At 44.9% G+C, this 12,897-nt stretch carries 11 protein-coding genes; 4 read left to right on the forward strand and 7 right to left on the reverse strand.

The genetic code is table 11. The features are described 5' to 3' along the window. Positions 1-84 precede the first annotated feature (84 nt). From glmM to rlmE, 4 genes are all read right to left on the reverse strand, one after another. A complete protein-coding gene (gene glmM / locus TW84_RS13800; RefSeq protein ID WP_045976215.1) occupies positions 85-1,425 on the reverse strand; it encodes a phosphoglucosamine mutase in 1,341 nt (446 codons plus the stop codon). A gap of 28 nt (positions 1,426-1,453) precedes the next feature. Next, positions 1,454-2,284, reverse strand: coding sequence for a dihydropteroate synthase (gene folP, locus TW84_RS13805; RefSeq protein WP_045976216.1), 831 nt, complete (start codon positions 2,282-2,284; stop codon positions 1,454-1,456). Between the two features lie 48 nt (positions 2,285-2,332). Further along, a complete protein-coding gene (ftsH, locus tag TW84_RS13810; protein WP_045976217.1) occupies positions 2,333-4,297 on the reverse strand; it encodes an ATP-dependent zinc metalloprotease FtsH in 1,965 nt (654 codons plus the stop codon). A gap of 107 nt (positions 4,298-4,404) precedes the next feature. After that, entirely contained in the window at positions 4,405-5,034 is a 630-nt protein-coding gene (gene rlmE / locus TW84_RS13815; RefSeq protein WP_045976218.1) for a 23S rRNA (uridine(2552)-2'-O)-methyltransferase RlmE, read from the reverse strand. Between the two features lie 113 nt (positions 5,035-5,147). Between rlmE and yhbY the strand changes: the two genes are divergently transcribed. After that, positions 5,148-5,444 carry a ribosome assembly RNA-binding protein YhbY gene (yhbY, locus tag TW84_RS13820; protein ID WP_045976256.1) on the forward strand — a complete coding sequence of 99 codons (297 nt, stop codon included), beginning with the start codon at positions 5,148-5,150 and terminating at the stop codon, positions 5,442-5,444. 74 nt (positions 5,445-5,518) lie between these two features. Here yhbY and greA read toward each other — a convergent pair whose 3' ends face one another. Next, positions 5,519-5,992: a transcription elongation factor GreA gene (gene greA / locus TW84_RS13825; protein ID WP_045976219.1), complete on the reverse strand. Its 474-nt coding sequence runs from the start codon at positions 5,990-5,992 to the stop codon at positions 5,519-5,521. 525 nt (positions 5,993-6,517) lie between these two features. Here greA and TW84_RS13830 point away from each other — a divergent pair. Together TW84_RS13830 and dacB are read left to right on the forward strand one after the other, a co-directional pair. Further along, on the forward strand, positions 6,518-7,537 hold the full coding sequence (locus TW84_RS13830) for a porin (protein ID WP_045976220.1): 1,020 nt from the start codon (positions 6,518-6,520) through the stop codon (positions 7,535-7,537). Between the two features lie 101 nt (positions 7,538-7,638). Beyond that, positions 7,639-9,069 carry a serine-type D-Ala-D-Ala carboxypeptidase gene (gene dacB, locus TW84_RS13835; RefSeq protein WP_045976221.1) on the forward strand — a complete coding sequence of 477 codons (1,431 nt, stop codon included), beginning with the start codon at positions 7,639-7,641 and terminating at the stop codon, positions 9,067-9,069. On the opposite strand, the gene TW84_RS13840 is transcribed toward dacB, so the two are convergent. Further along, positions 9,048-9,893: a magnesium transporter gene (locus tag TW84_RS13840; protein ID WP_045976222.1), complete on the reverse strand. Its 846-nt coding sequence runs from the start codon at positions 9,891-9,893 to the stop codon at positions 9,048-9,050. The genes dacB and TW84_RS13840 overlap by 22 nt on opposite strands. A gap of 393 nt (positions 9,894-10,286) precedes the next feature. Beyond that, on the reverse strand, positions 10,287-11,474 hold the full coding sequence (gene tyrS, locus TW84_RS13845; protein ID WP_045976223.1) for a tyrosine--tRNA ligase: 1,188 nt from the start codon (positions 11,472-11,474) through the stop codon (positions 10,287-10,289). Between the two features lie 128 nt (positions 11,475-11,602). Here tyrS and TW84_RS13850 point away from each other — a divergent pair, with 128 nt between their 5' ends. Beyond that, positions 11,603-12,889, forward strand: coding sequence for a peptidoglycan DD-metalloendopeptidase family protein (locus tag TW84_RS13850; RefSeq protein WP_045976224.1), 1,287 nt, complete (start codon positions 11,603-11,605; stop codon positions 12,887-12,889). The last annotated feature ends 8 nt before the right edge of the window (positions 12,890-12,897 follow it).

Genomic DNA, 12,897 nt, shown 5'->3' on the forward strand with positions numbered 1-12,897 from the left:
ATTGGCAAATCGCTAGAATGAAAAACGGTGCCATGCTATCACAAGCTGGCACCGCTATTATATGACTAAACGAAATGAAAAGCCTTAGAAGCTAGCTTTCACTGCGTCTGCAATTTTTAATGCTGATGATTTCACTAGCTCTGCATCTTCTCCTTCCACCATAACGCGGATAAGAGGTTCAGTGCCTGATTTACGTAACAGCACTCGACCTTTGTCCCCGAGTTCGGCTTCAACGGCCGCGACTGAAGCTTTTACCGCTGCAGCTTCTAGTGGATTAGAGTCACCAGAAAAACGAACATTTTCCAGTACTTGAGGATAAAGAGTCATGCCTTGAGAAAGCTCATGCAAAGACATATCACTACCGACTACGGATGCCAATACTTGCAATGCAGCCACAATCGCATCGCCAGTGGTCACTTTATCAAGTAAGATCACATGGCCTGAATTTTCCGCCCCGATCTTCCAGCCTTTTTCAAGCAGCTGCTCCATTACATAACGATCACCTACCGCCGCACGAACGAAGGGAATACCTAATTGCTTGAGGCCATTTTCCATACCTAAATTCGTCATCAGGGTTCCAACAACACCACCTTTCAACTCACCACGACGCATGGCATCACGAGCAATGATGTAAGCAATCTGGTCACCATCAACCTTATTCCCAAGGTGATCAACCATGATTATGCGGTCACCATCACCATCGAAAGCTAAACCAAGATGGGCCTGCTCCTGTACTACTCTCTGCTGTAGGGCTTTGACATCGGTTGCGCCCACTTCGTAGTTTATGTTGGTACCATTCGGTTCAATCCCCATAGCAATAACGTCTGCGCCTAACTCACTAAACACAGCCGGTGCAATATGGTAAGTCGCACCGTTTGCACAATCCACTACAATTTTCAATCCAGCGAGACTAAGTTCTGAAGGGTATGTGCTTTTACAAAACTCAATGTAACGTCCAGCAGCGTCATCAAGGCGACTTGCTTTACCTAGTAATGAGGACTCGACACATTCAATGTCTTTATCAAGTTCAGCTTCAATCGCTAACTCAATATCATCGGGGAGCTTAGTGCCCTCTGAAGAGAAGAATTTAATACCGTTATCGTAATAAGGGTTGTGAGAAGCTGAAATAACAATACCTGCTTCAGCCCGAAACGTTTGAGTCAGGTATGCCACTGCTGGTGTTGGCATTGGGCCCGTAAATGTCGCTTTTAAACCCGCAGCAGCAAGGCCTGCTTCGAGAGCAGACTCCAACATGTAACCCGAGATTCGGGTATCTTTACCAATAATGACTTTCTTTGTGCCCTGCTTTGCTAGGACTCTTCCTGCGGCCCATCCAAGCTTGAGCACAAAATCCGGTGTGATCGGGTACTGACCCACTTTTCCACGTACACCATCTGTACCGAAGTAACGCCTTTTATTAGACATGGTTGTTCCTTTTATCTTTCTATTCTGATCAATGATTCGCGTTGGTCATCGAAACAATTCTTATCGCATCCAACGTTTGCTCAAAATCGTGCACACGTATGATTTGTGCTCCTTTCAAAGCAGCGATTGTAGCGCATGCGACACTAGCTGACACACACTCTGCTGGGGCTTTATTGAGGAGTTTGAAGATCATAGATTTTCGCGACATCCCTGCAAGAATTGGCAAGCCAAATTGATGGAATTCTTCTAGGTGAGACAGCATATGATAGTTGTGTTCAAGCGTTTTACCAAAGCCAAAACCAGGATCTAAGATCAGTTTTTCACGAGTAATCCCTATCGCTTCACAAGCAGCAACACGTTCTTGAAGAAATTCACCCACTTCTTGAATTAGATCTTCATAATGTGGGTGAGCTTGCATTGTGCGAGGTTGTCCCTGCATATGCATAAGACAAATAGGCAAACCACTAGCGGCAGCAACTTCTAATGCTCCTGGTTCTTGCAATGCACGGACATCATTAATGATATCAGCACCAACACTTGCCGCTTGCCGCATCACTTCGGCTTTACTGGTATCGATAGAGATCCATACATCAGATTGAGCACGAATACCTTTAATAACGGGAATAGTACGTTGAAGTTCTTCTTCTAACGTAACATCAGGCGCGCCTGGACGAGTCGATTCACCACCAACATCAATAATGGTCACACCTGAATCGATCATACGTTGAGCTTGAGCAAGCGCATCTTCCAGTGCCCTAAACTTTCCACCATCAGAGAAAGAATCAGGGGTGACATTCAGAATGCCCATCACTTGTGGTTGAGATAAATCGAGAGTTTTATTATTGGCTTTCAAGATCATAAACACAAAAACCCCGAGTTGCCTCGGGGTTTCTCTTAATCATAACAATTATTCTGAATCTTTCTTCTCAGTCGTTTCAGCTGAAGCCGAATCTTGTGAAGGCGTTGGTTCATCAGCTTTCACTTCAGTCGCTTCTGTTTTACCTTCAGATTTGTCGTCAGGCTTTGCGTCTGGTTTATTGCTAACGCTGTCACCCCAACCTGCTGGTTCACGGATCTCTGCCTTACGCTGCATTAGATCTTCAATCTGGCCCGCATCGATAGTTTCGTACTTCATCAACGCATCTTTCATGGCATGCATGATATCCATGTTATCTTGAATCAGCTTCAGTGCACGATCGTAGTTGCGATCAATAATGGCTCGGATTTCTGAGTCTATTAGTTTGGCAGTATCATCAGAAACATGCTTAGTCTGAGTCACACTGCGCCCCAAGAATACTTCGCCTTCTTCCTCGGCATACAGAAGAGGCCCAAGTTTTTCTGAGTATCCCCACTGAGTAACCATGTTGCGTGCCAGATTCGTCGCTACCTTGATATCATTCGATGCACCAGTAGAGACTTTATCAGCGCCATAGATCAAGTCTTCAGCAATACGTCCACCGTATAGAGTTGCAATTTTGCTCTCTAGAAATTGACGGCTGTAGCTAATTGCATCTTCTTCTGGGAGGAAAAAGGTTACACCAAGAGCGCGTCCGCGTGGGATAATTGTCACCTTATGGACAGGATCATGTTCTGGTGACAGATAACCAACAATAGCGTGGCCCGCTTCATGATATGCCGTCGATTCTTTAATCTCTTCAGACATAACCATAGATTTGCGTTCTGCACCCATGTTGATTTTGTCTTTCGCTTTTTCAAACTCAACCATGGAGACATTGCGCTTATTTCCACGCGCAGCAAACAACGCGGCTTCATTAACGAGGTTGGCAAGATCTGCACCAGAATAACCCGGTGTACCGCGCGCCAATACGGATGCATCGACATCATCTGCACGCGGAACTTTACGCATATGGACTTTCAGGATCTGCTCACGACCACGGACATCTGGCAGACCTACCACTACTTGGCGGTCAAAGCGACCAGGGCGAAGAAGCGCAGGGTCAAGAACATCTGGACGGTTGGTAGCTGCGATAACAATGATGCCTTCGTTACCTTCGAAGCCATCCATCTCAACCAGCATTTGGTTAAGAGTCTGCTCACGCTCATCGTGTCCACCACCAACACCCGCACCACGCTGACGACCTACTGCATCAATCTCATCAATAAAGATGATACAAGGCGCGGCTTTTTTAGCTTGCTCGAACATGTCACGTACACGTGATGCACCAACACCAACGAACATCTCAACAAAGTCAGAACCTGAAATAGTAAAGAACGGAACTTTCGCTTCACCAGCTATCGCTTTGGCGAGAAGCGTTTTACCCGTGCCCGGAGGGCCAACCATAAGCACACCCGTTGGGATCTTACCACCAAGTTTTTGGAATCGGCTCGGATCACGAAGGAAATCAACCAACTCTTTGACATCTTCTTTTGCTTCGTCACAGCCTGCAACATCAGCAAAAGTTGTCTTGATTTGTTCCTCACTCATCATTCGAGCTTTACTCTTACCGAAAGACATTGCGCCTTTACCGCCACCGCCTTGCATTTGACGCATGAAGAAAATCCATACACCAATCAGTAAGATCATTGGGAACCAAGAAATGAAAATGGTACTCAGTAAGCTCTGCTCTTCTGGCGGCGTACCTTGTACTTTAACATTCTGATTAATCAGGTCATCCAGCAGTTTCTGGTCATAGACCGGCATGTAAGTAACATAACGCGAGCCACCGCCACGACGAGTGAAGGTAATCTCCTCGCCTTTAAATGTTGCTTCCTGAACCTGGCCTTGGCCAACTTCCTGTACAAAAGTGGTGTAATCAACCGCTCTGCCGTTGTTTTCTCCAGGACCAAAGCTCTGGAAAACCGACATCAAGACTACGGCGATCACAAGCCACAGAATTAAATTTTTTGCCATGTCACTCAAGGTGTCAGCCTCGCGATAACTAATTGTAATTAAAGGTAGGGTACTACAGTTTGATGACTGTAGCTACATTGTTAACTGCTGCTCGATCAAGCAAATAGTTAACCTTTGTAACCAGTGGCTACAATAAATACTTCTCGGGAGCGAGCCCTTGAAGAATCGGGTTTACGGATTTTCACGACTTTGAACATGTCACGAACATCTTTAACGTATTGATCGAAGCCCTCGCCCTGAAAGACTTTGACAACAAAGCTACCATTGGGCGCAAGAACTTGTCGACACATATCTAAAGCTAATTCGACCAAATACATTGCTCTCGGCTGATCAACCGAATTGTTCCCAGCAATATTTGGTGCCATGTCAGACATAACTACATTAACCATTGAAGGTTGGATTCTGTCGAGTAACGCTTCTAAAACCGCATCTTCACGGAAGTCACCCTGCAGAAAACTCACACCAGCGATAGGGTCCATTGGCAGTAAATCACACGCGATGATTTTACCTTCATCTCCTACTATCTTAGCAGCATATTGGGACCAACCACCTGGGGCAGCACCTAAATCAACGACGGTCATCCCAGATTTGAGTATTTTGTCTTTGTTTTGAATCTCTTCCATTTTGAAATAGGCTCGAGAACGGTAGCCCTTTTTACGAGCTTCGTTTGCGAATTTATCGTCAAAATGTTCTTTCAACCAACGGCCAGAACTAGCCGAATGTTTCTGTTTACTCATTCGATTCCTAACTAATAGAGGGACCATCTTGCCCAATAAATTATAGTCTTCAAGGATAGATGGCGTTAAAATGGTATTTTTCAACCCTTATAGTAAAGAAAATTGGCCGCGTAATGAACCTAAGCACCAAACAAAAACAGCATCTAAAAGGCCTAGCGCACAGTCTAAAACCTGTTGTGCTTATGGGCGCGAATGGACTAACCGAAGCTGTTCTAGCGGAAATCGAAATCGCTCTAGATCATCATGAGTTGATTAAAGTAAAAATCGCTTCTGAAGATCGTGAAACGAAAAACCTGATTGTAGACGCTATCGTCCGTGAAACAGGCGCAGAGAAAGTACAAGTTATCGGCAAAACGCTGGTTCTGTATCGTCAGACTGAAGATCGCAAAATCGAATTACCACGTAAATAATACTGGTTTCGCTTTTCTTAGTATAAAAAAGGTCGCATTCAGCGACCTTTTTGGGTTTTATCAAGCAGAGAGTGTTAAACATACTCAACGCTATCAATTTCAAAATCGCGATCACCACCAGGTGTAGAAATCACAACTTCATCACCTTCCATCTTACCAATCAAGCCACGAGCAATTGGTGAGCTTACCGAAATTCGACCAGCTTTAATGTCTGCTTCATCGTCACCCACAATCTGGTATGTTTTCTCTGCTTCCGTGTCGCAGTCAATCAAGGTGACTGTCGAGCCAAAGATAACCTTGCCTGAGTTATCCATCTTAGTAACATCAATGACCTGCGCTACTGAAAGTTTATATTCAATATCGCGGATCTGTGCTTCACAGATACCCTGCTCTTCGCGTGCCGCGTGGTATTCTGCGTTTTCTTTCAGGTCACCTAGCTCTCGAGCTTCTGCTATAGCTTCGGAAATCTGTGGGCGAAGCTTCAGTAGTCGGTCTAATTCTTCACGCAGCTTTTGTTCGCCACGCACTGTCATTGGGACTTTTTCCATTGTTTACCTCATTGCCAAAGCTACCTTTGGACAAAACAAAACTACCTAATCCTATGGATTAGGTAGTGAGTGAACGAATCATTTTCCTTTAGTGTAAACAAAGTTAGCGACTAAATCATCTGAATTCAATACTCATCATTTTTCCGTCCCATTTATGATAGTTCAGTCAACTAAATTTCCTGAAAACGTTTTTTTATAGTTGCTCCATTGGATAAAAAAAACTAAATAATAAAAATGTAAACAAACGAAAAAAATTGAATTAAAGACAATAAAAAACAAACACTTGATTATTTTTTACATAAAATAAAACAGTGTTCATTATTCCAATTTATATCATTTTACTAACTCATCGAGGAACTTTGGCGGTACAACAAGGCTCACCAAATGCTCTATGGCATTCCATGTGTGTTGTATTTCTTATCAATGATCACTCGAATCCATAGAACGGAAGAAAGAGAAAGGTGCAGCAAACTTTATGCTGTTTCTCAAAAAACTATTTATGGACAGTAAATTAGGACTTATAAGATGAACAAAACTCTGATCGCTCTAGCAGTTTCTGCAGCAGCAGTGGCAACTGGCGCAAACGCGGCGGAAATCTACAGCCAAGACGGCAACACTATCGAAATGGGAGGCCGCGCAGAAGCTCGCCTATCTCTAAAAGATGGTAAAGCTCAAGACAACTCTCGCGTGCGCCTGAACTTCCTAGGTACAGCTCAGATCAACGACAGCCTATACGGTGTCGGTTTCTACGAAGGTGAGTTCACTACAAATGAAAATGGTGGCGCAACAGATAGCAGCACAGACACTCTAACAAACCGTTACCTATACGGTGGTCTGGGTGGTCAGTTTGGTGAAGTCACTTATGGTAAAAACGAAGGTGCCCTAGGCGTACTAACAGACTTTACTGATATCATGGCTTACCATGGTAACTCAGCAGCAGACAAGCTAGCTGTAGCTGATCGTTCAGACAACATGATCTCTTACAAAGGCCAATTTGCTGACCTCGGTCTGAAAGCAAGCTACCGTTTTGCTGACCGTACAGAAGATGCAACTACGGGTTCATACACAGACAACGATGCTGACGGCTACTCTCTATCAGCTATCTACGCTTTCGGCGAAAGTGGTGTGAAGGTAGGTGCTGGTTACGCAGCTCAAGACGAAGCTAACGAGTACATGGGTACTGCGTCATACTCAATCAATGACCTTTACTTTGCTGGTATTTACACAGACGGTGAAAAGCAACTTTCTAACTCAAAGAGCACTGTTGACTACACAGGTTACGAACTAGCAGCAGCCTACACTATGGGTCAGACTGTTTTCTCGACGACATACAACAACGCAGAAACTAACAAAGAGACTTCTGCTGACAACGTAGCAATTGATGCAACTTACTACTTCAAGCCTAACTTCCGTGGTTACGTTTCTTACAACTTTAACCTAATCAGTGAAGGCGATAAGATCGGTTCGGTAGCAGCTTCAAACGGCACAGCTAGCAAGATTGACTCAGAAGACGAAATCGCTCTAGGTCTGCGTTACGACTTCTAATTTGTGATTTAACGTCATGATATCTAAACGCCCGCTGCTAGCGGGCGTTTTTTTTACTGGCTATACTGCTTTCTTGTCTTTCGATCTCACGGCGCTTTGCTATGCAGCTTTCCAAACTGTTTCTGTTGTTTTTTATCTCTCTGTTTTCTCTCTCAGCTTTTGCCTATGCGCCCGTGGGTCAATTGCCCAATGGCAGTCGAGCAGCTCTGCTTGTTGAATCACTCGACCAGCAAAATTCCTTACTTGATACTCACAATAGTGATCAGTACTTTCCTCCAGCGAGCACACTCAAGCTCGTCACTGCCTTAGCAGCAAAGCTTGAGCTAGGTGATAACTTTCGCTTCGAAACCCAACTTGAGCAAACCGATAAAGACATCATCATCCACTTTTCTGGCGACCCTACTCTGACAACTGAAGATTTAAAGCAGTTATTTGTCGTCGCGAAGAGACATGGACTTAGCAAGATTAAAGGCGACATCTGGTTAGATAACAGCGCGTTTACTGGATACGACCGCGCTGTCGGCTGGCCATGGGATATACTAGGCGTTTGTTATAGCGCCCCTGCAACTGCCATTTCACTTGACGGTAACTGTGTCCAAGCTTCTATTTATACCCAAGATGATGGCAACACTCGCGTTTACGTACCGGAGCACTTTCCTGTCTACGTCACTACCCAGGCATCAAGTGTCAGCAAAGACCAACAAGAAAGTACTCAGTGTGATTTGGAGCTGATCTACTCTCCAGACAACCATTATCAGCTTCAAGGTTGTTTAACCGAGCGGAGCAAACCCCTGCCACTCAAATTCGCGGTACAAGATCCTGAGCTTTACACTCAGCGAATGTTAAACAGCGTGTTAAACCAATTAAATCTGCCTTTCTCAGGAACGGTACGTATTGGGCGACCAGATCACTCAACTAGCAAGGTCCTTCTCGCCACTCATAGTTCCTTACCACTCACAAAGTTACTTGAAACCATGCTGAAAAAATCGGATAACCTGATCGCCGATAATCTCACTAAAACACTGGGGGCCAAGTTTTATATCCAGTCCGGCAGCTTCAGCAATGGTACTAAAGCTATTAAGCAGATTATTTTTTCCAACACCGGAATAAACTTAGAGGCCACCCCAATGGCCGACGGTTCTGGTTTATCAAGAAACAACCGTTTTACCAGTCAGGCGATGTCTAAAATCTTACGCTACATCTGGCTCAATGACAGCACATTGAAGATGATTGATTTGATGCCCAAGTCGGGTGAATCTGGCACGCTAAAATATCGCCGAAGTATGCGTAAAGACCCAATAAAAGGAGCACTAATCGCTAAAAGTGGTTCACTTTACGGCAGTAATAATATGGCTGGTTTTGGACTAGATGGGTCGGGAAAGCCAACCACCTTGTTCGTACAGTATGTGGCAGATTATTTGCCACCAAAGAAAAAGAGCGATGGTAAACCGACCATCGCTCCTATCACACAATTTGAAACTTTGTTCTATCAAGACATCGTAAAATTCAGTCAGGCAATACCTAGAAAGTGATTCACAACGGTGAAGTAAATCCACATACCGGATATATCGACAATCGAGGCTAACACTGGGCTCACCAATACAGCTGGGTCCAGTTTGAACGCCCGAGCGAGAATCGGTAACAAACCGCCTAAGGTTGTCGACATCGTTACCTGAATAAACAGTGCGACTGCAATCGCCAGTGCGATATTGATGAGTTCAAAGCCACCCGTTGATGCGCCATCACTAAACAGCATGACCCTGCCAACAATGACCAGCGCGATAGCCAAAGCCAAACACAGTGCGACACGACTTTCTTTCCAAAACACCGCCAACCACTGGCGCTTTTTCAGCTCCCCTGTCGCTAAAGCTCGTATCACCAAAGTCGCCGCTTGAGAACCCGTGTTGCCGCCAGCTGCAGCAATGACGGGCATATAAACCGCCAACAACACTAGTTGACTCAAGGTATCCTCATACTGGGCAATGATTAACCCAGAAACAATACCCAACAACGCCAAGGCAATGATCCAGCCAATGCGCTGTTTCACGTGCCCCAATACTGATGTACTAAGGTAACTGTTAGATGTTTCCACCTCTGAATGAATCAGGCCTAATTGGTGCGCGTAATGGCGCGCGAGCTTGTCATGACCTTCATTTTCCAGCACAGAAATCAACTGCTGGACATAGCCAACTGAACAGTGGTGCAAGATAGCTACCGCTTCTTCAATAGGCATCACAGTCAACAAGTGAACCTGTTGTTGTTGCTCGTATTGCAGAAATGCATTGCGAGCTGCCCCAATTTCTTCCGAAGAGAAATGTAGGGTGTTTTCAATGTATGTATTGCTCATTACCGTCATGGCGAATCTCCCGATTGGCAGTAGGTAACGACCATCTAGTTACAGCAAGCACAACAAGCCAAACGCATATTGAGTATGAGTCTGTAACTGAATACTAGATAGGAAGGAGAAAAATCTGAGATTACTCAAGAAAAGAGACACTCTGCCACTTTGGCAGAGACGAAGATCGCCAATACCGAAGCGGTTTATTTTTCTCCCTTCATACTAGGAGGATGGTCGGTATTGTTCATAAAAATCTCCGAATGAACTGCCAGTTTGGCAGCGCGAGCATGATAACAAAGCGCAGGCTTTTTTACAGTCAATTTAATGAAAAAATCTCAGACTATTGACCAAATTTCTCGTATTAAAAAAGCGCCATTGAGGCGCTTTTTGTTATCGATTTTCAGCAGACGCTTACTTAATCGTAATACGAGCAAATTTACGTTTACCAACTTGGAATACATACGTACCTGCTTGCGGCGCAAACTTAGAATCGGCGACTTTCTCACTATCAATCTTCGCAGCACCTTGCTTGACCATACGCATCGCTTCAGAGGTCGACGCACATAGGCCAGCTTCTTTCAGAAGGTTGCTAACCGGAAGGCCTGCATCAAATTCAAACTCTGGCATTTCATCTGGAATTTGATTCTTAGCAAAACGATTCACGAACTCTTGCTCAGCTGAGTCTGCATCCGCTTCGCTATGGAAGCGAGCAATGATCTCTTTTGCTAGCAAGACTTTAATGTCACGTGGGTTCTTACCTTCAGCAATACTTGCTTTAAACTGTTCGATTTCTTCCAAAGGACGGAACGACAGCAGTTCGTAGTAACTCCACATCAAATCGTCTGAGATTGACATGATCTTACCGAACATTTCACTTGGTGCTTCACTGATACCGATGTAGTTGTTAGCAGACTTCGACATTTTCTTCTCGCCGTCCAAACCAACAAGAAGTGGCATCATTAGTACCGCCTGTGGCTTCTGCCCATTCGCTTTTTGTAACTCGCGGCCCATCAGCAGGTTAAACTTCTGATCGGTACCACCTAGCTCAACGTCAGTTTCCATCGCAACGGAGTCCCAACCTTGCAGCAATGGGTACATAAACTCATGGATAGCGATTGGCTGACCGCCTGCGTAACGCTTTTTAAAGTCATCACGTTCAAGCATGCGAGCAACCGTTTGGTTCGCTGCAAGACGGATCATGCCTTCTGCGCCTAGTTCAGATAGCCATTCCGAGTTGAACTGAATCTTAGTTTTCGCAGGATCAAGGATCTTAAACACCTGTTCCTTGTAAGTTTCGGCATTTCGAAGTACATCTTCACGGCTCAGTGGTGGACGAGTACTGTTCTTACCCGTTGGGTCACCGACCATAGCGGTGAAATCACCGATAAGGAACGTCACTTCATGGCCAAGCTCTTGGAACAAGCGTAGCTTATTGAAAATAACCGTGTGACCCAGGTGAATGTCTGGAGCGGTTGGATCAGCACCCAACTTAATACGTAGAGGACGATTCTCTTTCAGCTTTTCAATCAGCTCTTCTTCTGGAATTAGCTCTTCAACGCCGCGTTTAATCTCGGCCAGTGCAGCTTCAATGCTCGCCATTCTTGTTCACTCCCACAGATTTGGCAAAAATTTGGTAATTTCCCATCTTACTTGAATAGCGATGCTTTTTGAAACCAGTTAGACTAAACAGCTAGCTATTTTTACTGAATTTTTTAGAACGAACATAAATGTTGTCTATTTTTGCTCGACTTCCATGGATGCACCGAGCCTGTATCACCTTATTTAGTGCACTGATTGTCATCGCACTTTTTCTGCCATCACCTCAAGATCTCAGACCGGATGAGAAGCTTTATGAGGTTGGTGAACACTACCCTATCGCAATCGATGCTGAGGCGTTGATGTCTTCTGATTCAGAAAACACAGCGGCCTCACTGCGCTGGGAGAAACACACCATAGGTTCTGGTGACAGCATGGCTCTGCTTTTTCAACGAGCTGGTCTCTCATCCCGCCTACTGTATGATCTGACCACAACCAGCAAAGAAATTAAGCAGCAGCTGACACGAGTCCGTCCTGGCGACTCATTTCAGTTCGGTTTCGACACAAATGATCAACTGGTCCAGATAAAGCGTCAGCTCAATGCTTACGAAACCTTTTTAATTACCCGCTCTGAGACTGGATTTACTTCGCAACTCAATAAAAAAGAAGTCTCTTACCAATACAACTATGCAGAAGCAGACATCACGTCCAATTTCTGGAACGCGGGGGTTGGTGCAGGCCTCACTGCCAATCAGATTATGGAGTTGGCGGGTATTTTTGGCTGGGACATTGATTTCGCGCTCGACATCCGTAAAGGCGATCATTTTGAGATCCTGTATCAGGAACGCGTGGTAGAGGGAGAAGTGGTTGGACGTGGTAAGATTATCGCAGCAATTTTTACCAACCAAGGCGACACCTTCAAAGCGATTATCAATGATAAGAATGGCAACTACTACGATGAAAATGGTCGTGCGATGAAGAAAGCCTTCTTGCGTTCGCCACTGGATTTCCGTCGTGTTTCTTCCAACTTTAATCCTCGCCGTCGCCACCCAGTGACAGGAAAAGTACGTGCACACAGAGGAACAGATTACGCAGCCCCTGTAGGAACACCAATTTGGGCCGCTGGTGATGGTATCGTGCAAAAATCCAGCTACAACCAGTTCAATGGTAATTACGTATTCATCAAACACAGCAATACTTACATCACCAAGTACTTGCACTTAACTAAGCGAACGGTGAAAACCGGTCAGCGTGTCAAACAAGGCCAAACTATTGGTACTTTAGGCGGAACAGGACGAGTGACTGGCCCTCACCTGCATTATGAGTTCCTAGTCAATGGTGTTCACAAGAACCCAAGAACCGTTAAACTTCCGCAATCTAAGTCATTAACTGGTAAAGATAAAGCCACCTTTATCGCCAACGCCAAGTTAAGGCTAGAAAAACTTGATCGCTACGGTGAACTGCTCGCGACTCGTTAAACTGTTTT

Source organism: Vibrio neptunius, from assembly GCF_000967495.1.
GTDB classification, from domain to species: Bacteria; Pseudomonadota; Gammaproteobacteria; order Enterobacterales; family Vibrionaceae; genus Vibrio; species Vibrio neptunius.